The 20,748-nt window shown below is 59.2% G+C and carries 19 protein-coding genes; 11 read left to right on the forward strand and 8 right to left on the reverse strand.

From position 1 onward, the window contains the following. Window positions 1-10: 10 nt before the first annotated feature. The 3 genes from ACSQ9D_RS27185 to ACSQ9D_RS27195 form a co-directional block, all read right to left on the reverse strand. The gene (locus ACSQ9D_RS27185) at window positions 11-1,546 is read right to left on the reverse strand and encodes a sugar ABC transporter ATP-binding protein (RefSeq protein WP_436284930.1); all 1,536 of its coding nucleotides are present in this window, start codon (window positions 1,544-1,546) and stop codon (window positions 11-13) included. A gap of 76 nt (window positions 1,547-1,622) precedes the next feature. Next, a complete protein-coding gene (gene rhaS, locus ACSQ9D_RS27190) occupies window positions 1,623-2,618 on the reverse strand; it encodes a rhamnose ABC transporter substrate-binding protein (protein ID WP_024317579.1) in 996 nt (331 codons plus the stop codon). Window positions 2,619-2,669: 51 nt separating this feature from the next. Continuing rightward, window positions 2,670-3,482 carry a DeoR/GlpR family DNA-binding transcription regulator gene (locus ACSQ9D_RS27195; protein WP_037123224.1) on the reverse strand — a complete coding sequence of 271 codons (813 nt, stop codon included), beginning with the start codon at window positions 3,480-3,482 and terminating at the stop codon, window positions 2,670-2,672. A 202-nt stretch (window positions 3,483-3,684) separates the two neighbouring features. On the opposite strand from ACSQ9D_RS27195, the gene ACSQ9D_RS27200 reads away from it, so the two are divergent. Continuing rightward, the gene (locus tag ACSQ9D_RS27200) at window positions 3,685-5,781 is read left to right on the forward strand and encodes a bifunctional rhamnulose-1-phosphate aldolase/short-chain dehydrogenase (protein ID WP_436284931.1); all 2,097 of its coding nucleotides are present in this window, start codon (window positions 3,685-3,687) and stop codon (window positions 5,779-5,781) included. A 62-nt stretch (window positions 5,782-5,843) separates the two neighbouring features. Then, window positions 5,844-7,136: an L-rhamnose catabolism isomerase gene (gene rhaI / locus ACSQ9D_RS27205; protein WP_436284932.1), complete on the forward strand. Its 1,293-nt coding sequence runs from the start codon at window positions 5,844-5,846 to the stop codon at window positions 7,134-7,136. 63 nt (window positions 7,137-7,199) lie between these two features. On the opposite strand, the gene ACSQ9D_RS27210 is transcribed toward rhaI, so the two are convergent. Then, window positions 7,200-7,658: a carboxymuconolactone decarboxylase family protein gene (locus ACSQ9D_RS27210; RefSeq protein ID WP_436284933.1), complete on the reverse strand. Its 459-nt coding sequence runs from the start codon at window positions 7,656-7,658 to the stop codon at window positions 7,200-7,202. 110 nt (window positions 7,659-7,768) lie between these two features. On the opposite strand from ACSQ9D_RS27210, the gene ACSQ9D_RS27215 reads away from it, so the two are divergent. Beyond that, on the forward strand, window positions 7,769-8,647 hold the full coding sequence (locus ACSQ9D_RS27215; RefSeq protein ID WP_436284934.1) for a sigma-70 family RNA polymerase sigma factor: 879 nt from the start codon (window positions 7,769-7,771) through the stop codon (window positions 8,645-8,647). Window positions 8,648-8,727: 80 nt separating this feature from the next. Here ACSQ9D_RS27215 and ACSQ9D_RS27220 read toward each other — a convergent pair whose 3' ends face one another. After that, window positions 8,728-8,937 carry a hypothetical protein gene (locus ACSQ9D_RS27220; protein WP_436284935.1) on the reverse strand — a complete coding sequence of 70 codons (210 nt, stop codon included), beginning with the start codon at window positions 8,935-8,937 and terminating at the stop codon, window positions 8,728-8,730. A 127-nt stretch (window positions 8,938-9,064) separates the two neighbouring features. Here ACSQ9D_RS27220 and ACSQ9D_RS27225 point away from each other — a divergent pair, with 127 nt between their 5' ends. Both ACSQ9D_RS27225 and ACSQ9D_RS27230 read left to right on the forward strand, forming a co-directional pair. Further along, window positions 9,065-9,688: a TetR/AcrR family transcriptional regulator gene (locus ACSQ9D_RS27225; RefSeq protein WP_436284936.1), complete on the forward strand. Its 624-nt coding sequence runs from the start codon at window positions 9,065-9,067 to the stop codon at window positions 9,686-9,688. A gap of 68 nt (window positions 9,689-9,756) precedes the next feature. Next, window positions 9,757-9,945, forward strand: coding sequence for a hypothetical protein (locus ACSQ9D_RS27230; protein WP_436284937.1), 189 nt, complete (start codon window positions 9,757-9,759; stop codon window positions 9,943-9,945). On the opposite strand, the gene ACSQ9D_RS27235 is transcribed toward ACSQ9D_RS27230, so the two are convergent. Continuing rightward, complete coding sequence (locus ACSQ9D_RS27235) at window positions 9,942-10,379, reverse strand: DUF1810 domain-containing protein (protein ID WP_436284938.1); 438 nt, start codon at window positions 10,377-10,379, stop codon at window positions 9,942-9,944. The two genes, ACSQ9D_RS27230 and ACSQ9D_RS27235, sit on opposite strands and share 4 nt — an antisense overlap. Window positions 10,380-10,449: 70 nt before the next feature. Beyond that, window positions 10,450-10,758 (reverse strand): hypothetical protein, encoded by a 309-nt coding sequence (locus ACSQ9D_RS27240; protein WP_436284939.1) that lies wholly within the window; start codon window positions 10,756-10,758, stop codon window positions 10,450-10,452. Between the two features lie 226 nt (window positions 10,759-10,984). On the opposite strand from ACSQ9D_RS27240, the gene ACSQ9D_RS27245 reads away from it, so the two are divergent. From ACSQ9D_RS27245 to ACSQ9D_RS27255, 3 genes are read left to right on the forward strand one after another with little or no spacing between them, the layout of a single operon-like run. Beyond that, window positions 10,985-12,355 (forward strand): amidase, encoded by a 1,371-nt coding sequence (locus tag ACSQ9D_RS27245; RefSeq protein WP_436284940.1) that lies wholly within the window; start codon window positions 10,985-10,987, stop codon window positions 12,353-12,355. A 31-nt stretch (window positions 12,356-12,386) separates the two neighbouring features. Continuing rightward, entirely contained in the window at window positions 12,387-13,250 is an 864-nt protein-coding gene (locus ACSQ9D_RS27250) for a sugar phosphate isomerase/epimerase family protein (RefSeq protein WP_436284941.1), read from the forward strand. A gap of 19 nt (window positions 13,251-13,269) precedes the next feature. After that, a complete protein-coding gene (locus tag ACSQ9D_RS27255) occupies window positions 13,270-14,064 on the forward strand; it encodes an HpcH/HpaI aldolase family protein (RefSeq protein ID WP_436284942.1) in 795 nt (264 codons plus the stop codon). A 1-nt stretch (window position 14,065) separates the two neighbouring features. On the opposite strand, the gene ACSQ9D_RS27260 is transcribed toward ACSQ9D_RS27255, so the two are convergent. Next, window positions 14,066-14,737: a spermidine synthase gene (locus ACSQ9D_RS27260; RefSeq protein ID WP_436284943.1), complete on the reverse strand. Its 672-nt coding sequence runs from the start codon at window positions 14,735-14,737 to the stop codon at window positions 14,066-14,068. A 576-nt stretch (window positions 14,738-15,313) separates the two neighbouring features. On the opposite strand from ACSQ9D_RS27260, the gene ACSQ9D_RS27265 reads away from it, so the two are divergent. The 3 genes from ACSQ9D_RS27265 to ACSQ9D_RS27275 all read left to right on the forward strand — a co-directional run bounded on the left by ACSQ9D_RS27265 (window position 15,314) and on the right by ACSQ9D_RS27275 (window position 20,724). Beyond that, window positions 15,314-15,598 carry an acylphosphatase gene (locus ACSQ9D_RS27265; RefSeq protein WP_436284944.1) on the forward strand — a complete coding sequence of 95 codons (285 nt, stop codon included), beginning with the start codon at window positions 15,314-15,316 and terminating at the stop codon, window positions 15,596-15,598. A gap of 434 nt (window positions 15,599-16,032) precedes the next feature. Next, window positions 16,033-17,274, forward strand: coding sequence for a metallophosphoesterase family protein (locus ACSQ9D_RS27270; RefSeq protein WP_436284945.1), 1,242 nt, complete (start codon window positions 16,033-16,035; stop codon window positions 17,272-17,274). Then, window positions 17,275-20,724, forward strand: coding sequence for an AAA family ATPase (locus ACSQ9D_RS27275; RefSeq protein WP_436284946.1), 3,450 nt, complete (start codon window positions 17,275-17,277; stop codon window positions 20,722-20,724). The last annotated feature ends 24 nt before the right edge of the window (window positions 20,725-20,748 follow it).

The raw sequence follows: 20,748 nt of genomic DNA on the forward strand, positions 1-20,748 counted from the left end.
TCCGATTACCTCAAGCATTTCCCGTTGCGGCGCGAACCAGCGTTTCCGGGGTCAGATCCTTGCGTTCGAAGAGGCCGGCCATCAGGCCCTCCTTCATCACGAGGACCCGGTCGGACATTCCGATGATCTCGGGCAGCTCCGATGAGATCATGATGATCGATAGACCCTCGGCTGCGAGTTCGCTGATGAACCCGTGCACGGCGGCCTTAGAGCCGATGTCGATGCCCTTGGTCGGTTCATCTAGAATGATCACCTTGGGCTTCGTTGCCAGCCATTTGCCGATAACGACTTTCTGCTGGTTGCCGCCCGACAACGTCCCGACGGGAACGGAGAGTGCTGCGGCGCGCAGATCGAGACGCTCTGCATATTTTCGCGCCAGGGCAAATTCATTGGCCGCCTTCAGGAAGCCCTTGCGCGATGTGCGCGCGAGCGAGGGCAGCGTCATGTTCTGGTAGATCGGCATCGGCAGAGCCAGGCCGTGGCGGCCGCGCTCTTCGGGCACGTAGACGATGCCGGCGCGGATGGCGTCGAGCGGGGAGTGGATTGCAAGCTCCTGACCTTCCAGCCTCAGCTTGCCGGATGCAGGCTTGGTGATGCCGAAGAGTGACTGGCAGAGCTCGGAGCGACCGGCGCCGATCAGTCCGTAAACACCGAGGATCTCACCCTTGCGCAGGGTGAACGAGATGTCGCGAAACTCGGTCCGGTGACAGTATTTCTCGACCTGAAGCACCGGACCGCCGATGGCCACGTCGATCTTCGGGAATGCATTTTCCACATCGCGGCCGACCATGAGCCGGACGATGTCGTCTTGTGGCGTCTCCTTGAGTTGGCCGTGGCCAACCGCACGACCGTCGCGGAAAACCACGAAGTTGTCGGCGATCTCGTAAAGCTCGTCGAACTTGTGGCTGATAAAAAGGATCGCCTTGCCCTGTGCCTTCAGGCCCTCGACGATACGAAAGAGATCGTCGATTTCCTTGCGCGAAAGTGCTGCGGTCGGCTCGTCCATGATGACGATGCGCGCTTCGATGGAGAGCGCGCGGGCGATGGCGACCAGATGGCGCTGAGCAATCGAGAGATCCTTGAGGCGGATCGTCGGATCGATATTGCTTTCAAGTGAATGCAGCAATTCCTTCGAGCGACTGTTCATCAATTTCCAGTCGATCGTACGGAATTTCGTGCGCGGTGCATGGCCGAGGAAAATGTTTTCGCCAACCGTCAGTTCATCGAAGAGCACGGTTTCCTGATGGATGGCGGTGACGCCGACGTCGATGGCAGCCTGCGCATTGGCAAAGGTTGTCAGCTTACCGTCGACGATGATCTCGCCTTCGTTCGGTCGATAAATACCGGTCAGGATCTTGACGAGCGTCGATTTGCCGGCGCCGTTTTCGCCGATCAGGGCGGTCACTTTGCCGGGATAGAGCGCGATGCTGACGTTATCGAGCGCCTTCACGCCGGGGAAGATCTGCGAAATGCCACGCATTTCCAGAATGGCGGGCGCGTCGTCGGTCTTGAGGCCTGCGACGGGTTGTTGAAGGGCAGTGTTCATCAGCGGTTACCGGTGTCGAATTGGGAGGTCCCGGCGGCCTTAGCCGCCGGGTTCTGTTTCTGGAGCGAGATCAGGCTCAGAAGACCTTCGAGAACTGGTCGATGTTCGACGCATTGTAGACGAAGGGATCTGCCATAGCAGCTTCGCCGTTGTCGCCGATCTTGATCTTACCCATGCGGCCGGCCTCGATTTCGGTGCCCGGCTTGCCAGTCGCGTCACCCTTGACGAGGTGATAGGCGATCTGTGTTGCGGAGTAGCCGAGATCGATCGGGTTCCAGATGGCGAATTCCTTCGTCGCACCCGACTTGATCGCACCGGCCATCTCCGAGGGCAGGCCGAGGCCCGTCACGTAGACCTTACCGACGAGGCCCTTGTCTTCGACAACCTTGGAAGCGGCCAGAACACCGACTGTCGTTGGAGCAACGATGACCTTGACGTTCGGGTTCGACTTCAAAAGGCCTTCGGCCTCACGATAGGACTTGTCCGAAAGGTCGTCGCCGTAAACCGTGGTGACGAGGTTGAGGCCGGGGAAGTCCTTGAGCTGCTTTTTCATCTGGTCGATCCAGATGTTCTGATTGGTCGAGGTCGTCGTGGCCGACAGGATTGCAAAGTCGCCCTTGCCGCCTTCGAGGTGGTCCTTGGCGAGCGTCAGGCACATCTTGCCGATCAGTTCGTTGGATGACGGGTTCAGCTGCAGGATGCGGCCGTCCTTGTTGACGCCGGAATCCCAGGAGATGACCTTGATGCCGCGTTGCTTGGCCTTCTTCAGCGCCGGGATAACAGCATCCGGATCGTTGGCGGAGATGGCGATGGCGTCAACACCTTGTGCGATCAGCGAGTTGATGACTTCGATCTGGCCTTCGGCCGTCGTCGAGGTCGGACCGGTGTAGATCACTTCGACGCCGCCGAGTTCCTTGGCTGCTTCCTGGGCGCCCTTGTTGGCGGCTTCGAAGAAGCCGTTTCCGAGCGACTTTACCACGAGACCAATCTTGACGTCCTTGGCGCTTGCGGCCCCGGCCATCATGGCAACGGCAAACGCCACGCCAATTGCGAGTGTCTTTGCGAGTTTCATGCTTTCATCCTCCCACGTTGATAAGACTTGACTGCATCCTGCCGGCGCTACTCAGGCGACGGACGAGGAATCCTCCTTCGATTGCGAGACTGCGACGCTCGCAATGACGAGCTTGATGCCCGCGTCTTCGATCATTCGCACCGACTCCTCTGGAATGCCGTCGTCGGTGATGATCGTCGAAACGCGGTCGAGCCGGCACAGAATGAGGCTCGACCGGCGGTGAAACTTGCTGGAATCGACCATGACGACCAACTCGTCGGCCTGGTGCATCAGCTTCTGTTCGCTTTGAATGATTTGCGCGTCGGCTTCCATGATGCCGAGCGGACCGACGCCCTGCGCGCCGATAAAGAAGCGCCGGGCGTAAAAATTGCGGATCGCGTCATTGTCGAAGGGCGACAGGATCAGGCTCTGCTCGCGATAAATCACGCCGCCGGGGACCGTCACGGTATTCTTCGAGTGCTTGACCAGATGCTCGGCGATGGCAAATGAGTTGGTCATGACCTGCATGCGATGGGCGGCCATGAAATGCACCATTTGGAAGGTCGTCGTCCCACCATTGATGATGATGGCATCGCCTGGATCGCACAGATCGACAGCTGCCCGCGCGATTGAGCGCTTTTTATCGATGTTGACTGATTCGGAAACCCGGAAGGGCCGACCGGCGAGATTGCCGAGCTGGGGCGGGTGGACCGCCTCGGCGCCGCCACGGACACGCCGGATCTTTCCCTGCACATGAAGGGCCGCGATGTCACGCCGGATCGTCGCCTCGGAAGCCTCGGTCAATTCGGAAATATCCTGAACAGTGACGACCGACTTTTCCTGAACAGCGCTCAATATGATGCGATGGCGTTCGCGTTCGTGCATGGGGTTCCTCCTAGCTTGCTTATTTCGCAGTTGTGAGAATGTGTCAATCAAAAACGATCAAGAATTTGCATATTGCACTGCACAATAAGCGTGCTTGAGCGTTTTTGATTGACAACGCGTATTTTGATGAGCGATACCGTCAGCGCAAGAGGCGCGGTTTTGGTTTCGCGTCTTCAAAGAAATTTCTTTATGGGAGGATGACATGGCGGCAACCGTCCGGCTTCTTGATAACCGTTGGGACGATGCTTACGCTGCTGGCCTCGATGAGCCCGGCAAGCTGCTGTATCGCTCGAACTTGCTTGGTGCCGACAAGCGCATCACCAACTATGGCGGCGGCAACACCTCTGCGAAGGTCACGGAAACCGATCCGCTGACCGGCGAGAAGGTCAAGATCCTGTGGGTAAAAGGTTCGGGCGGCGACGTCGGGACCATCAAGCTCGACGGCTTTGCGACGCTCTACCAGGACAAGCTCGACTCCCTGAAGGGTATCTACAAGGGCGTCGAAGACGAAGACCGCATGGTCGGCTTCCTGCCGCACTGCACCTACAATCTTAACAGCCGTGCCGCCTCGATCGACACCCCGTTACATGGTTTCGTGCCTTTCACCCATGTCGACCACATGCATCCCGATGCGATCATCGCGATCGCCGCCTCCAAGAATTCAAAGGAACTGACCAGGCAGATCTTCGGCGACGCGATTGGCTGGCTGCCGTGGCGCCGCCCAGGCTTCCAGCTTGGCCTCGACCTTGAAGCGTTCGTCAAGGCAAATCCGAATGCCAAGGGCGTCGTCCTCGAAAGCCACGGTCTCTTCACCTGGGCAGACGATGCCAAGAGCTGCTATGAACTGACGCTTGCCGTCATCAACAAGGCAATTACCTGGTTTGCAGAACAGACCGAAGGCAAGACAATCTTCGGCGGCGTCGCCACGCAGAGCCTGCCGTTGGAAGAGCGTCGCGCCATTGCCGCACGCCTGATGCCTGAGATCCGCGGGCGTATCGGCAAGGCGGAGCGCAAGCTCGGTCATTTCGACGACCAGGATGCTGTACTCGATTTCGTCAACTCGAAGAACCTGCGTCCGCTCGGTGCGCTTGGCACGAGTTGCCCGGACCACTTCCTGCGCACCAAAATCCGCCCGCTGATCGTCGATTTCGATCCGGCAACGCCGGATGTCGACGCTGTCATTGCATCGCTCGACAAGGCACTTGAGGACTATCGCGCCGATTACGCGCGTTACTACAACGAATGCAAGCACGACAATTCGCCGGCCATGCGCGATGCCAATCCGGTCATCTTCCTTGTTCCGGGCGTCGGCATGCTTTCCTTTGCACGCGACAAGGCCACGGCGCGCATCGCGAGCGAGTTCTACGTCAATGCCATCAACGTGATGCGCGGCGCGTCGACCGTTTCCGAATATCAGGGTCTGCCTGAACAAGAGGCCTTCGATATCGAGTACTGGCTGCTCGAGGAGGCCAAGCTGCAGCGCATGCCGAAGCCGAAGAGCCTTGCTGGTCGCGTTGCCTTCGTCACCGGTGGCGCCGGCGGCATTGGTCGCGCAACAGCGGCGCGCTTGATCGGCGAGGGCGCCTGCGTGGTTCTGGCAGATATCGACCAGGCGGCCCTCGACGGTACGCAGGCCGATTTTTCCAAGCAGTTCGGCACCGATGCCGTTCGCGGCGTCAAGCTTGACGTCACCAAGGAAGACGCGGTGATCTCGTCCTTCGCCGAGGCCTGTGTCGAGTTCGGCGGTGTGGATATCCTCGTTTCCAATGCGGGTATCGCTTCGTCCGCGCCGATCGAAAGCACCGAGCTTTCGATGTGGAACAAGAACATCGACATTCTGGCCACCGGATATTTCCTGGTGTCGCGTGAAGCCTTCCGTCTGTTCCGCAAGCAGGATCTCGGCGGCAACGTCGTGTTCGTCGCCTCCAAGAACGGTCTCGCTTCTTCGCCGAACGCGGCAGCCTATTGCACCGCAAAGGCTGCGGAAATCCACCTGGCCCGTTGCCTGGCGCTCGAGGGCGCAGAAGCCGGCATCCGCGTCAACACCGTCAACCCGGATGCCGTTTTGCGCGGTTCGAAGATCTGGAGCGGTGAGTGGCGCGAACAGCGTGCAGCGTCGTCCAAGATCGAGATCAACGAGCTGGAGGAGCACTACCGCAAGCGCTCGATGCTGAAGCTCAACGTCTTCCCGGAAGATATCGCAGAGGCGATCTACTTCCTGGCGTCCGATCTTTCGGCAAAGTCCACCGGCAACATCATCAACGTCGATGCCGGCAACGCGCAGAGCTTCCCGCGCTAAGTTGAGTTAAGGCGGCGGGCGCCTTGCCCGCCGTACCCCATCCACATTCTCGGGAGGAATTCATGGCCGAGTCCAAGATCGCGCAGGATGTCATTGCGCAGGAAAACGACAAGCGCGCTGATGCGCTGAAATCAGACTATGAGGCGCTCGGCGCCAATCTGGCCCGCCGCGACATCGACATCGAGACGGTCACGGGGAAGGTATCGGAATTCTTCGTCGCCGTACCCTCATGGGGTGTTGGAACGGGTGGCACGCGCTTTGCCCGCTTTCCCGGCACCGGCGAACCGCGCGGCATTTTCGACAAGCTCGACGACTGCTCCGTCATCAACGAGTTGACGCGTGCGACACCGAACGTGTCGCTGCACATTCCGTGGGACAAGGCTGACGCCAAGGAGCTCAGGGCGAAGGGCGCTGCGCTCGGCCTCGGCTTCGACGCGATGAACTCCAATACCTTCTCGGATGCACCCGGCCAGAAACATTCCTACAAGTATGGTTCGCTCAGCCACACCGATGCAGCAACGCGCGCGCAGGCCGTCGAACACAATCTCGAATGCATCGAGATCGGCAAGGCGATCGGCTCGAAGGCGCTGACAGTCTGGGTCGGCGATGGCTCGAATTTCCCCGGTCAGAGCAACTTCACCAAGGCGTTCGAACGCTATCTCGCCTCGATGAGCGACATCTACAAGGCGCTGCCGGATGACTGGAAACTGTTTTCCGAGCACAAGATGTACGAGCCGGCCTTCTACTCCACGGTCGTCCAGGACTGGGGCACCAACTACCTGATCGCCCAGACCCTTGGACCCAAGGCGCAGTGCCTGGTCGATCTGGGCCATCATGCACCCAATACCAATATCGAGATGATCGTCGCCCGTCTCATTCAGTTCGGAAAGCTCGGCGGCTTCCACTTCAACGATTCCAAATATGGTGACGACGATCTCGACGCTGGTGCGATCGAACCCTACCGCCTGTTCCTCGTCTTCAACGAACTTGTCGATGCAGAGCAGCGCGGCGTCCACGATTTTAATCCGGCGCACATGATCGACCAGTCGCACAACGTCACTGACCCGATCGAAAGCCTGATCAACAGCGCCAATGAGATCCGCCGTGCCTATGCACAGGCTCTCCTCGTCGACCGCAAGGCGCTTGCCGGCTACCAGGACGAAAATGACGCGCTGATGGCGACAGAGACGCTGAAGCGCGCCTACCGCGCCGACGTTGAGCCAATCCTTGCCGAAGCCCGCCGCCGTGCCGGTGGCGCAATCGATCCCGTCGCGACCTATCGCGTCAGCGGCTACCGCAGGAAGGTCGCCGCCGAGCGCCCGGTATCGGCGGCCGGCGGCGGTGGCATTATCTGACCCTTAGCCTCCCGAGGCTGTTTTGTCGGGCCGCTGTCCAAGGGATAGCGGCCCGATCGTGCCTTACGGCTTCCATTCGCCGGCGATCTGGCGGGTGGCGATGTTCAGCCTGTTCCAGACGTTGATATTGGCGATTGCGATGACGAGGGCTGCCAGGCTCTTGCCGTCGAAATGTCGTGTGGCTTCGTCCCAGATGTCGTCCGGCACGGGGTCGGCGCGATCGCTGACACGGGTGACTGCCTCGGTCAGCGCAAGGGCTGCCCGCTCGGCAGGCGAAAAATACGGTGTGTCACGCCAGGCGCTGACGGCAAACAGGCGCTCATCGGTCTCGCCTGCTTTCTTGGCGATGCGTGGATGCCCATCGATGCAGACACTGCAGCCATTGATCTGGCTGGCGCGCAGATTGACGAGTTCCAAAAGGATTGGCGACAGACCTGATTTGGCCGGCAATGTGCCGAGGGCGTGCAGCGCCTGCATCGCTTCGGGAATGACGACGGCTGGGTTTCCCATTCTCGCTTGCATCATATGTCTCCTTGATATGTTGTCGAAATGACGCCGCCGGCGGTGTCGTGTCACACCGGCCAGGTTTCGTTCGTCATGCCTTTGACGAAACAGACTGGAGGAATGTGACGATGGAAGAGAAAAATTGGCTGGCAGGTGAATTCGAAGCGAACAGGGCGCATCTCGCCACGGTCGCTTATCGCATGCTTGGCTCCCGCACGGAGGCAGACGATGCCGTTCAGGAGGCCTGGCTGCGGCTCGGCCGCTGCGACGCGGACGCCATCGACAATATGGGTGGTTGGCTGACGACCGTCGTGGCGCGGATCTGCCTGGACATGCTGCGCTCGAGAAAGACGAGGCGGGAAGAACCGTTTGACCTGCCGGTGCATGAACGGCTTGCAGACACGTCAAAGGCAGTTGATCCGGAGCAGGAGGTGGCCTTTGCCGACTCTGTCGGTGTGGCGCTGCTAATTGTCCTCCAGACATTGGCGCCGGCTGAGCGCGTCGCCTTCGTGCTGCACGATATGTTCGATCTGCCCTTCGACGATATTGCACCAATCATCAATCGCTCATCGGCGGCAACGCGCCAGCTTGCAAGCCGCGCTCGCCGCCGCGTGCAGGGAACGACCGATGTGCCGGAAACAGATGCCGCACACAAGAGAACGATCGTCAACGCGTTCCTCGCGGCTTCGCGGCTCGGCGATCTCAACGCGCTGCTTGCTGTTCTCGATCCGCAGGTGGTCTTTACCCCTGACGCGACGGCAATGCGCTATAATCCTTCCGTTCGCGAGCTTCGCGGCGCATCAGCGGTCGCAGAGACCTTCAAGGGGCGCGCCCAAGCGGCCCAGCCTGCGCTCATTGATGGGGAGTTCGGGCTCGTGGTGTCCGTCGCAGGAGACTTGCGTGTTGTTCTACTTCTAACCTTCGACGGAGACAAAATCGCAGCGATCGATGCCGTTGCCGATCGCGATTATCTTGACCACCTGCAATACGAGCTGTTGGAACCATAGGAGCCCGGCCCCTGAAATGAAAAAAAGCCGTCGCTTGGGTCAGCGACGGCTCTCACAGGGGCAGGGAATAGCCCGAAGCTTCAGCAAAAGCTGCACATGGCAGCCGGGTTGTTGGAGATCACGTTCATAAACTTGCTCACCGGGGAGGGGCGCTGCTCACGCTTCTTGGCAGCCGTCTCAAGGAGACGCTTGAAATCGTCCAGTTTTACGCCATCAGCGCGGAGCACCATGGCGATCAGGGGGTCGCGAAGGGCTTCGGTAATGGTCAGGTCTTCTCTGGTCTTGCTCATGGTTTGCCTCCTTTCGTGGGCGGTAGCCCGTGTTCCACTCCGGCCGCGTCGCCGATCGACATTGACTTCCGCGAAGAGTGGTGTTACCGGTAAGTAACAATGCATTTGTTACCGATCGGTCACATGGATGTCAAGGACGTTGTCCGCAAAAAAATCAGAATCATTGAGCCTGCTGTCTCCCGCAAACACTGACGAGAAAATCCCGCCACGGGAGCGCATCGTCTCGACCGCCGCCGAGCTCTTTCGCGAGCACGGCATTCGCGGCATCGGCGTGGATGCGATCGCAGATGCGGCGCTGACAAACAAGATGACGCTCTATCGCCATTTCGGCTCCAAGGACGAGCTGGTCTGCGAGACGTTGCGCCGCGCTTCAGAAAAGGCCGAAGCGATCTGGCGCGATCTCGAGAGTGCTCATCCCGGCGATCCGAAGGCACAGCTGCGAGCATGGGTCGAAGCGCGAACGCAGAGCCTTTGCGGCGAGCATGTCGGCTGCGATCTCGCCAATGCCGCCATCGAGCTCAAAGGCGACGGGCATCCGGCCTATGACGTGATCGAACGCCACAAAGCCGAGCAACGCGACAGGCTGGAAGCGCTCTGTCTTGCAGCCGGTGCGCGCGAACCGAACCTGCTGGCCGACACGTTGACGCTCCTTCTGGAGGGCGCTCGTGTCACGCGGCAAGCCATGGGCAACGATACATGTTGCAATCACTTCTCCAAGGCCTGCAACGCTGCCATGACCGCTTTTGCGTAGCGGCATCGGTCGATCGGCGGGAACCATATGCCTTTATACTCGTTTCGGACGATGTGGGAAGCAAAGGCATGAACTACAGTTACCTTCATCGTCTCTATACAAGGCGCGCCGAACTCGAGGCGAAGCTTGAGCTCTATGAAGCGCGCAGTTGCTTCGGCGATGAAGAGATCGATGACGGCACCGATCAAGAGTTGCGAGAGCGGATTAGCGAAATATCAGTTGAGATCGAGTCGCTGGAACATTCGAGTGCACCCTAGTTGCTCGCATCCAGGAGTTGGATGGTGCGTTGATCGAACTCCCCCCGATAGAACAGATCGATTACCTTGTGAAAAAGCGATCCATGCTCGCTGACCGCGGCAAAGAGCGTCATCGACGACCGTAGCTTTAAATCATCGGGAGAGCCGAAAATCTCGTGCGCTGAACTGCCTTCGATGGCAAGCACGGCATCGACGCAGCGAAAAAGCCGGCTCCCGAGAATAGGGTCGGCAAGATAGGCGGAGGCTTCCTCGGCCGAGCGGATGGCGTATTTCTCTGCCATCAATGATGATCCGAGGCCCGCGATCTGAGGGAAGATGAACCACATCCAATGGGACCGTTTGCGGCCAGCCTTCAACTCCGAGAGCGCCCGCTCATAGACGCCATTTTGTGCGTCCATGAAGCGGTTCAGATTGTAGTCGATCTCAGCGGGCATCGCCGATCCTCCCCGTGCGCATAACTATATCTCGGGGGAAGGTTGTCCATGCCCGGAGCGGGAGAGATCCTCAGCAGGATCTGTCCGGGTAAGGGCTGTGCTCGCGGCAATAATCGACCGATGGTAACGATTCGGAGATTGATCCGACTGTTGCCGTGTCGAGGGCCGAGGCCATAGGGACACCAAAGTGGACCGTCAGCCCGGCAATGCCCAGAAGCACTAACGCTGCAAGAACAATGACCCGTTCTGATATTGAAGGTCTGTGTGCATTTACATGTTCGGCGTATTCGCGTTCACCCATGCCGTTCAACTCGTCATCTGTTGCGTGGTGGTGCACCACGTCGCCGCGCGCCGTGTTCCAACTCTCGCCGTTTGTCATTTTGTTAACTCCTACACTGATGCGTGCACCGGCATACGCTCGTCCTCTCGCCGGCAAAAATGGCACGCAAGCTGCATGTGTGCTTTCGAGGGCGCCGGTTGAAGAGCGGATCCACAAACGCAGTGTTCATAAAATCGAACCAATCGGTTTGATTTGACTTTAAGGACTTGGCTCGTCGACGAAATTCGGCTTAGTTCGGTCAGTCAGTCAGATTGCGGATACCCCCATGACGAAATCATTTGGCGCGATGTCCGTCGCGCAGCTTTCCGGGCTCATTCAAACGGCAGCTGTTGATCCGATCGAAGTGACGGAAGCCGTGATCGATGGCATCGACGCATATCCGGATCGCGCCGTTTTCACGGCAATCCTGAAGGATCGGGCACTCGAAGAGGCAAGGGCCTCATCGATACGACTGAAGGAGGGGCGCTCGCGTGGAATGCTGGATGGCATACCGATCGCCTGGAAGGACCTCTTTGACCTCAAGGGTCGGACAACGACGGCCGGATCGACGGTTCTCGCAACCGGTCCAGCCGCGCAGGCAGACGCTCCGATCGTGGCATCGCTGCAGCAGAGCGGCATGGTCTCGATCGGCTGCACCAATATGAGCGAGTTCGCCTTCTCCGGGCTTGGTATCAACCCGCATTACGGCACGCCGCAAAATCCCCGCAGTGGCGATCTTGCGCGCGTCCCTGGCGGTTCGTCATCTGGGGCCGGCGTTGCAGTGGCAGCCGGCCTGGTGCCGGTGGCGATGGGAACAGACACAGGGGGATCAGTGCGCATCCCCGCTGCCTTCAACGGCATCGTCGGATACAAGGCGACACGCGGCCGCTACCCGATGGCGGGCGTTTTCCCACTGGCAAAAAGTCTGGATTCGCTCGGACCGCTGTGCAGGACCCTCCAGGATGCCGTCTGGATTGACGCGGGAATGCGCGGCGCGGCCTCTCCATCAATTGTGAGCCGCCCTGTCAAAGGGCTGGATATCGTGATCCCCGACAACGTGGTGTTCGATGGCGCGGAAGCCGGTGTTGTTGCAGCCTTCGAGACGGCCATCGATTGGCTTGCGGCAGAGGGTGCATCGATCAGCCGGGTCGAGATTCCTGCGTTCGATGAAATCCTGGGGTTGATGGCAAAATATGGTGCCCTGGTGACTGCAGAGGCATTCGCGCTTCACCGCGAACGGTTGGCTGGGCCGCAAGCCGCCGAAATGGATCATCGCGTCGCCATGCGCGTAAGGCTTGGTGAGAAGACGACGCTGGCGAACTATCTTGCGCTTCTCGACGCGCGAGAAGGGTTGATAGCAGATGTCGAGCGGCTCGTGGGCGCGAGCTTCGTTGCCTTTCCGACAGTTGCTCACGTGGCGCCGGCCATCGCGCCGCTGGAAGCTGACGACGATTTGTTTTTTTCAACCAACAGCATGACGCTGCGCAATACGATGCTCGGCAATTTCCTCGATTGGTGCGGCGTATCGATCCCGTGTGGGACGGGAGATGCCGATATGCCGGTCGGCTTCCTGCTCTCTGCGGTGGGCAAGCGCGATGAAGCACTCCTCAGCGCGGCGCTGTCGGCAGAGGAGATTATCCGCGGCGAATTCATTTGAGACAATGGGCATTGCTCCCCGGGAGGAGAACATGAGCGAAGGCAATTTGGAGAACGGACGATTTGCAGTTTCGACATGGTCGCTGCACCGGCTGCTCGGGGCCGTTTACCCCTATAGCCCCGATCCGGAGAAAAGTGCAGCGCGTAAGGAACCTTATGGACCGGGGCGCTGCTCGCTCCTCGACATCCCGGGGCAGCTCGCCGAGCATGACATTGGGCGGCTCGAAATATGCTCGTTCCACCTCTCAAGCCTGGAGCGCACCCATCTGGCAGAAATGCGCGCCGCGCTTGAGGACGCCGGTATCTTGCTCCAGACGCTGCTCGTCGAAGATGGTGATCCAAGCCATCCAGAAACGGCTGGGCGCGATATTCAATGGATCGCCGGCTGGATCGAGGTTGCGGCGGCGCTTGGCGCCAAGCACATGCGGGTGATCGCAGGCAAGCAGGCGCCGACGGCAGAAAACCTTCAACGTGCGGCACAGCACCTGGGCTGGCTTGCAAAGCAGGTTGAAGACAGCGGCATTCGCATCGTCACCGAAAACTGGTTTGCTCTTCTGCCTTCTCCAAAGGAGACGAACTGGCTTCTCGATACGTTGCAGGGAAGCGTCGGTCTGAATGGCGATCTTGGCAACTGGGCTGTGCCGGAAAAATATGCCGGGCTTTGCGATATCATGCGACGCGCGGAACTTTGCCACGCCAAGGCTGACTTCAATGGATCAGGGCTCGACAGGGCTGATTATGGCAAATCTCTGGAAGCGTGTTGGGCGGCAGGTTACTGCGGACCCTATACGCTGATTTACGATTCACCATTTTTTGCCGATGAGTGGGATGGCATCCTGCTTCAAAAGGCTTTCGTCGAGGAATTTCATCAGCAAAAGCAGCGCGCGGTTGGCTGAACCGCGAAAGGAGCATGGCATGACTGGCGCAACGACGATCGACGGCTTTGCAAAGCGGATCAGAAGCGGTGAAGGCGGATTGATATCTGCCTGGATCGGCATTCCCGATCCGCTCTTCGTCAATCATCTGGCGCAGGAGGCATTTGATGCCGTTGTGTTGGATATGCAGCATGGCGTTTGGGATATCGGATCGGCTGCCGTTGGCATTGGCCAGGGGAGGCTTGCCGGCAAGCCAGTGCTTGCCCGCATTCCGGTCGGCGATTTTTCATCCGCCTCGCGCCTTCTCGATGCGGGCGCCTCGGGCATCATTGCCCCGATGATCAACTCGGTGTCGGACGCGAAGGCCTTCGCGAAGGCCACCAAGTATCTGCCGCTCGGCGAGCGTAGCTGGGGGCCGACACTGGCAATGAACCACACGGGGCTTTCGGCAACGGAATATCTCGCGACCGCGAACGAGCAGACCGTGGCGATTGCTATGATCGAGACGCGCGCGGCCCTTGATGCCGCAGATGAAATCATGCGTGTAGACGGCATCGACGGCATTTTCGTCGGCCCGTCCGACTTGTCGATCGCACTGTCAGATGGAGTGAAGCTGGCACCCGATACGGCGCAGGTCGACGGCGTTCTCAAGCATCTGATCGCCCGGTGCCGGGCTCACGGCAAATTCGCCTGCGTCTTCGGCAGCAATGGCGAGCGGGCCGGCGAATTGTTGAAAATGGGCTTCGATTTCGTCATCGCCGGAGCCGACACGCAGCAGCTGCGTTCTGGAGCCGCAAGCGCGATTGCAGCCGCGCGTCGAGTTCAGGCAGGCTGATCTATTTGACGGCGAGCCATATGACGTGACGCGCGCCACCGCGCTTGCCGTTGGCGCGCGTGTTGACCGCCTCGACGGCAAAGCCGCAGTCGCCAAGCCGCCGGGTGAAACCGGCGTCCGGCCCTGATGACCAGACGGCGAGAACGCCGCCGGGTCGCAGGGCATCGCGTGCAGCCCGAAGACCCGCAAAATCGTAGAGGCCATCGTTGGAGCGGCGCGTCAGGCCATCAGGCCCATTGTCGACGTCAAGCAGGATGGCGTCGAATTGCGCCTTGCTTCGCCGTACCAGTTCGCCAACGTCGCCCTGGTGAATGGCGACGCGTGGATCGTCGAGGCAACCCTGAAATACCTCTGACATTGGGCCGCGTGCCCATTGCACCACCGCCGGTACGAGTTCGGCAACGATGATCGATGCTTCTTGTGGCAAAACGGAAAGGGCAGCACGCAAAGTGAAACCCATTCCGAGACCACCGATCAGCACATTCGGACGCGCACGCCCCTTGATCTTTTCACGAGACAGTGTCGCGAGCGCCTCCTCAGAGCCGCTCAGGCGGCTGTTCATAAGCTCGTTCGAGCCCAGCATGATCGAGAATTCGCTGCCCCGCTGCTTGAGGCGCAATTCGCCGCTTTCTCCGGGAATGGGGGCGGAATCAAGTTGAATCCAGGGGAGCATGTCTGTCGGGCCTCGCGTTGCGCGGTTCCCCTAGCACAGAAATGGCAGACCCGCGAACCTGGAAGCAGGCTCGCGGTGGCTGCAAGGTTTGCTTTCAGTTCCTTTCAAGGCAAGCTTGGCTGTTGCCTTGGACCCCACGGCGCTGTGGCGGGCATCGCGTCCATTGTATATCGCCGGACCCCGTCGTACTGCCGGTCTGGAACGTGTCGAACGGTATCGCGAATCCACCGCTCGGTGCCTCGTCTTCGCGGGAAGTCCCGAGCGGCGGCGAACCGTCGAAGCGGCCGCTGCTGTCCATGCCCATATTCGCTTGCGCAAAGGCCGAACCGGCGAAACTGAGAACGAGGACTGAAGTCACTGCGATAAGCCTGCGCATGATCGAGATCCCTTCACGTTGATGCAATTGTGAGTATAGCGCGCCGTTTGATTTGCGCCAGCAGCCCGAGGGGATATGGCGTTGAAATCGCGCGATATCGGGGTGACGCGGAACGATTGCCGCATGCCGCGGGACAGACCGTGCTTGAATTCTCTCCCAGTGTTCCAGATTGCCAACAAGGCACGCGAATGGAGGCGAGCATGGGGAAGGATCGGACGGCAGCGTTGGTGCGAATATCCGGTGGGGTCCAGGGCGTCAGTTTTCGCGTCTGGACACGCGCCCGGGCTGAACAGCTCGGTCTGGTGGGCTGGGTCCGCAACGAAGATGATGGATCTGTGAAAGCGCTCATCGCCGGCCCGGAGACGGCCGTCTCGGCGATGTTGAAGGAATTCTGGAAAGGGCCGCCAGGCGCGTCGGTCGTTGCTGTCGAAGTGGAAGTGGCATCTCCTGAGGCCATGCCCTCCGGGTTCCAGATCACAGCGTAGCGACGCCGCCTGAAGGAGACGAGGTTGTGCCTGCGAATGGGGCCAGGTGGCCTGTGATGAACGAGGAAAGCCGTCAGCGCGCCAGAGGCATTGTTGCACTCTTCCAACAGTCGCGACTTAGCGAGACGTCGCTCGAAATTACAGCAGTCGCCTCCGCTCTACCTGGAGGCGAATTATTAAAGCAGCGGTCGCTATGCGCGGTGGCATGGCTCTAACGTAATGCGCGGCGCGTCGACATGTGGTTTTCCAGTGCGTCCGCCGTCTTTGCCGCTTCCTTCCATCTGACTACGAACGGCGCGGCCCGCCTTACCGACCGCGGTCCACGAACAATTGGCAGTGGAGAACGGCTGGACGCGTGACGCGGGCCGCACATTCGTTGCTACACTCTGTTGCTGGAGACTCAGCAAGGTCTCTAAAAACTGAAGAGTGTGACCATGTCCTCATTTCGTTTTATCCATGCTGCCGATCTACATCTCGGGAGCCCCATGCTGGGTTTGGCGTCGAAGGATGCCGATGTTGCTGCCCAATTCATTGAGGCGACTAGGAACGCTCTTTCTACGCTCGTCAGCAAGGCGATTGACCTGGCCGTCGACTTCATTGTCATCGCGGGCGACATTTACGACGGCGACTGGAAGGACAACAAAATAGGCTTGTTCTTCAACCGAGAAATGGCACGGCTCCAACGAGCGGGAATTCCCGTTTATCTTCTGCGCGGAAACCATGATGCGGTGAGCGTCGTCACCAAAACGATCACACTTCCCGACAACGTTTTTGAGTTTCCGACAAATCGTCCAGGGACATTCCGCATCGATCGCCTCAAGGTCGCGTTGCATGGACAAGGCTTCGCCGAGCGATCAGCTACCGAGAACCTCGCGATCGGATACCGGCGGCGGGAACAAGGGTGGTTCAATATAGGCGTTCTCCACACCTCTCTTTCGGGACGAGAACCGCATGCCCCGTATGCTCCCTGTTCTGTCGACGATCTCCGGTCACGTGGATACGATTATTGGGCGCTCGGGCACGTTCATCAATTCGAGGAAGTTTCTGCCGATCCGCTGGTCATCTTTGCCGGAAATCTTCAGGGGCGCAGCGTTCGAGAGGTCGGTGCGAAAGGCGCGGTGCTCGTGACTGTCGGAGACAGTCACGTGGAGTACGAGCGGATCATCGTTGATGGTGCGCGCTTCTGCGAGGTGAAGGCAATGCTCGAACCGCATCACAGCATGATCGATATCCTGCAGATCGTGGAGCGAGCTGGTAGAACCTGCGCGGACGAAGGCGAGGGAAGGCCGCTTGCAGTTCGCGTCCGATTGAGTGGTCACTCTGAGCTACAGAGCAATTTTGTCGTCAATCGGCATCAGTGGCGGGATGAGATCCAGGCCTCGCTACATCGGGCGCACGAAAACATCTGGCTTGAGAAACTGGAAGTCCGGCTTTCGACAGGGCTCCAAGAAAAACCGAGCGGCGATGCACATGCTGGACTGGATCTCAGAGAGCTCGTCAGGCTCTCAGACGACCGGAAGGAACTCCTGCTCGAGGCGCAGGCCCTGATATCCTCGATCGCAATAAAGCTGCCAGGCGGAGCCGCTGCAGATGAATCCCCGTTGGAAATGAGTGCCGAGGCACTGCTCGAGGAGGCGAAGCAATTGCTGTTCGCCCGCACTGAGATGGGTCTGTGAATGCGGTTCGATACGCTCGACATCATCCGATATGGATCCCTGACCAACAAGGTTCTTCCTTTTCGGCGGAACGCGACGCTGCATCTGATTTATGGACCGAACGAGGCGGGAAAGTCCTCTGCGCTCCGCTCGATGTCGGATTTGCTCTTCGGCTTCCCGCATGTTGCAAGGGACGACCATCTTCATGACGCGACGACCCTTCGTGTCGGGGCTTTGCTCTCGTCTCGCAACGGGAGCGAGCTCGCCTTCCGTCGCCGACGCGGTCGAAAGAATACGCTTCTCGACAACTCCGATGATGAGCGCTCGCTCCCAGAGGATGCACTGCAGCCATTTCTTGGCCCCGTGGACAGAACCGTGTTCGAAAGAGCATTCGGCTTGGACTCGGATCGCCTCCGAGCCGGTGGTGTGGAAATGCTCGAGCATGACGGGGAGATCGGAAGCTTACTGTTCTCGGCTGCTTCCGGGCTGACGGGATTGAGCAGTCTGAGAGTGTCTCTCGATGCTGAAGCCGAAAATATCTTCGCTCAGCGACGGTCCAAGGAGCGACTGTTCTACCAGGCGCTGGACAGGCATGATGATGCTCGCAAACTTGAGAAGTTGCATGAGCTTCGCGCGGGCGACTGGAAAAAGCTGATAGAAGAGGCGACCCACCTGGAAAGGGAACTCGCCGAAGTTCATGCGCAACGGACACAAGTCAAACTGGACCTGCACGCACTGACACTGCGACGTTCGCTCGAGCCGCTGCTGCGAGAAATCGATCTCGACGTCAATGCCTTGGAAGGCTTTTCTGATCTGGAGCATGTGCCAGCCAGTGCGGAACCGAAGCTGAACGCTGCTCTCGCATCTCATCAGGAGGCTGAGCAAACCGTTACGTCCGTACAGGAGGAAGTGTCACGGTTGGTGGATGCGCTGGCGGTATGCACGGTGAATGACGAAATCCGTGAAGCTGCCGCGCATATCCGACAACTTTACGCGGATAAGGGTATCTACCTCAAGGCGAGGGAAGATTTGCCGCGCATCATCTCTGAAGCTCAGGAATTCGAGGCTAGACTTGGCCAATTGGGCAAGCGGTTGGGTATCGACACAAACGATAAGTCGTTGGCTGACCAGCAGCCCACAGACGCAGATCTCGCGCTACTGAGAGCGCTCACGATGGAAGGTCGAGAACTGAGCCGATCGCTCACCGCCTTGGAGAAACAGCTCAGTGAAGAAACCCAATATCTGAATGAGTTGGAGAGAAACCAGCGCCCCGGCTCCTCGATCGACCCGAAATTCTTCACTGAACGCCTGGTGGCAATTCAGCCCACCTTGGCGGAGATCGACAAGATCGATTTGCTGACCGTGAAGCTCGCCCGCACGACGGCGGACCTTTCGGAGGCGACGGCGCGGCTCGTTCCCAGCGTCGACGACCTCGACGCGGTATTGGCCGCCCCATTGCCTGACCTGAATGCGTTGACGGAGTTGCGGAAGCTGGAGGATGAAGCTGCGACAGGCGTCCGCGATGCCACATCACGTTTGAGTTCGGTCCGGGGCGAGCGGCAAAACATCATCCGCGAAATAGACGGGCTGGAGGGAGCGGAGAACTTGGTTACGAGGAGCGACATCCTCAATTCGCGAAGTTCAAGGCAAATTCTCTGGGACAAATACCGGGACGCTCCAACTGCGGCCGCGGGCTTTGCAGTGCAAGCTGCAATGAACGAGAGTGACAGGCTCGCCGATCTAGCGTTTGCAGGAGCAGAGCGCGTTGCTCGCCATAGTCAGCTTAAGGCGCAGCTGGCTGAGAAGACTCATCTCGTGGATGATGCGGTTCAGGTGGAGGCCGTCGCACAAGAGGCACATCGTCAAACCCAATCCAAACTCGCGCAGCTATTTCTCGGTGTGCCTGTCTCACCCTCAACGACTGGGCAGATGATTGAGTGGCGTCGCTCCATCGCGGAGCTGGAAAGGCAACGCCACACACTGTTGGAGTTGCAAGACGACGTCACGAAGCTTCGACTGGCGGAGCAGCGGATTTTGCCCGCGCTGGTATCTATTAGCGATGAGGCTGGTTTCGAAGGGGCAGGAAATCTCCCCGCCGTTGCCTTGGGCCGTGCGCTGGATCGGCACCTCAGCAAGCTGGCGGAGCTTTGGCAGCAAGGACGCACTTCAGAGATCAGACGCTCCGCGGCGATTGACAAGATCAATGACCTGGATGAGCAAAAGCGGAGAGCTAGGCTTTCGATCGAGAAATGGCAGAGCACACTCTCTGATGCAGCCGCCTTGTTAAAGGTACCTTTTAACGCGACGATTGAAATGATTGAAGCCGCTTTGGAAGTCTGGCGCGAGGTTCCGGAAATCGTTGCGCAGCGGAACAACCGCCAACGGCGGGTCGACGGGATGAAGCGAGACATCGCTGCATTCGAGGCAACCGCGGCTAAGCTCGTAAGGAGTACCGCTCCGGACCTCGCGGGCCTTTCTGTCGATGCGGCCGCCGACATATTGCAGGAGCGCGCGCAGGACGCGGAGGCTTCCTATCGACATCGACGTGCGACAGAAGAACAGCTCACGCAGGCGAACGCACGTTACGAACGGTGTTTCGCCGCCCTGCAAGACGCGAAGGAAAACCTTCAAGCCATTTCCTCAGGGCTGCCTGACGCCGAAAATCCCATCGAGTTGCGCCTCCGTCTAAAGCGACGCAATGAAGCTCTAGAAAGGCTTTCTTCAAGCCGCAGGCGCTTCGCCGAAAACGCGGAGGGGCAATCTGAAGACGCGGTTCGAGCGTCGTTGACAGATTTCGACCGCGCAAAAGCAGGATTGGAAATCGAACGTCTGGAAAAGGCCGATGCCAACCACTTCGAGGAGTACGGTGAGCTGTCCGCGCGGTTGGCCGAAAACGTGCGGCAGCGCCGTGAGCTGGAAACGGGAAAGACCGCTGAGCACGCCGTGTTCGAGCGCCTTTCGGCCGAAGAAGAGGCGAAGGAACTTGCTCGCCAATGGGTCGTGCTAAAGCTTGCGGCTCGCGTGCTGGGAAGTTCGATAGAGGCCTTTCGTGAAACGCAAACCGACCCTGTCATGAATAGGGCAAGCCTCGCGTTTTCGATGCTCACCGGCGGAGGATTCAGCCGGCTGGTTCAGGAGTATGGCGAAAACGATGTGCTTCATCTCATGGCGGAGCGTCCGACGGGAGAGCGGGTGCCGGTGAAAGGTGGATTGAGCGAGGGTACCGGTGATCAGCTCTATCTTGCGCTTCGCCTGGCTTTTCTTGAGGATTATTGCCTGAGGAACGAGCCAATCCCGCTGATCGCTGATGATATTTTCCAGACCTTCGACGATGACCGCACCGCGGCTGGATTGAAGGCGTTGGCGTCTACCTCCAAAACATTCCAGACAATATTGTTCACGCACCAGCGCAGCGTAGTCGAAATTGCACGGCGGGAATTGGGCGAGGGTCTTGATCTCATCGCCATGTGAGGGCGGGCGTCGTGGCGTGCCATC

The sequence above is a fragment of the Rhizobium sp. LjRoot258 genome (genome assembly GCF_964254185.1).
GTDB lineage: Bacteria > Pseudomonadota > Alphaproteobacteria > Rhizobiales > Rhizobiaceae > Rhizobium.

Excerpts from the sequence above, each read along its gene's own strand:
- ACSQ9D_RS27185 (WP_436284930.1), bottom strand. The coding sequence starts at position 1,546 with ATGAACACTGCCCTTCAACAACCCGTCGCAGGCCTCAAGACCGACGAC.
- rhaS (WP_024317579.1), bottom strand. The coding sequence starts at position 2,618 with ATGAAACTCGCAAAGACACTCGCAATTGGCGTGGCGTTTGCCGTTGCC.
- ACSQ9D_RS27195 (WP_037123224.1), bottom strand. The coding sequence starts at position 3,482 with ATGCACGAACGCGAACGCCATCGCATCATATTGAGCGCTGTTCAGGAA.
- ACSQ9D_RS27200 (WP_436284931.1), top strand. The coding sequence starts at position 3,685 with ATGGCGGCAACCGTCCGGCTTCTTGATAACCGTTGGGACGATGCTTAC.
- rhaI (WP_436284932.1), top strand. The coding sequence starts at position 5,844 with ATGGCCGAGTCCAAGATCGCGCAGGATGTCATTGCGCAGGAAAACGAC.
- ACSQ9D_RS27210 (WP_436284933.1), bottom strand. The coding sequence starts at position 7,658 with ATGCAAGCGAGAATGGGAAACCCAGCCGTCGTCATTCCCGAAGCGATG.
- ACSQ9D_RS27215 (WP_436284934.1), top strand. The coding sequence starts at position 7,769 with ATGGAAGAGAAAAATTGGCTGGCAGGTGAATTCGAAGCGAACAGGGCG.
- ACSQ9D_RS27220 (WP_436284935.1), bottom strand. The coding sequence starts at position 8,937 with ATGAGCAAGACCAGAGAAGACCTGACCATTACCGAAGCCCTTCGCGAC.
- ACSQ9D_RS27225 (WP_436284936.1), top strand. The coding sequence starts at position 9,065 with ATGTCAAGGACGTTGTCCGCAAAAAAATCAGAATCATTGAGCCTGCTG.
- ACSQ9D_RS27230 (WP_436284937.1), top strand. The coding sequence starts at position 9,757 with ATGAACTACAGTTACCTTCATCGTCTCTATACAAGGCGCGCCGAACTC.
- ACSQ9D_RS27235 (WP_436284938.1), bottom strand. The coding sequence starts at position 10,379 with ATGCCCGCTGAGATCGACTACAATCTGAACCGCTTCATGGACGCACAA.
- ACSQ9D_RS27240 (WP_436284939.1), bottom strand. The coding sequence starts at position 10,758 with ATGACAAACGGCGAGAGTTGGAACACGGCGCGCGGCGACGTGGTGCAC.
- ACSQ9D_RS27245 (WP_436284940.1), top strand. The coding sequence starts at position 10,985 with ATGACGAAATCATTTGGCGCGATGTCCGTCGCGCAGCTTTCCGGGCTC.
- ACSQ9D_RS27250 (WP_436284941.1), top strand. The coding sequence starts at position 12,387 with ATGAGCGAAGGCAATTTGGAGAACGGACGATTTGCAGTTTCGACATGG.
- ACSQ9D_RS27255 (WP_436284942.1), top strand. The coding sequence starts at position 13,270 with ATGACTGGCGCAACGACGATCGACGGCTTTGCAAAGCGGATCAGAAGC.
- ACSQ9D_RS27260 (WP_436284943.1), bottom strand. The coding sequence starts at position 14,737 with ATGCTCCCCTGGATTCAACTTGATTCCGCCCCCATTCCCGGAGAAAGC.
- ACSQ9D_RS27265 (WP_436284944.1), top strand. The coding sequence starts at position 15,314 with ATGGGGAAGGATCGGACGGCAGCGTTGGTGCGAATATCCGGTGGGGTC.
- ACSQ9D_RS27270 (WP_436284945.1), top strand. The coding sequence starts at position 16,033 with ATGTCCTCATTTCGTTTTATCCATGCTGCCGATCTACATCTCGGGAGC.
- ACSQ9D_RS27275 (WP_436284946.1), top strand. The coding sequence starts at position 17,275 with ATGCGGTTCGATACGCTCGACATCATCCGATATGGATCCCTGACCAAC.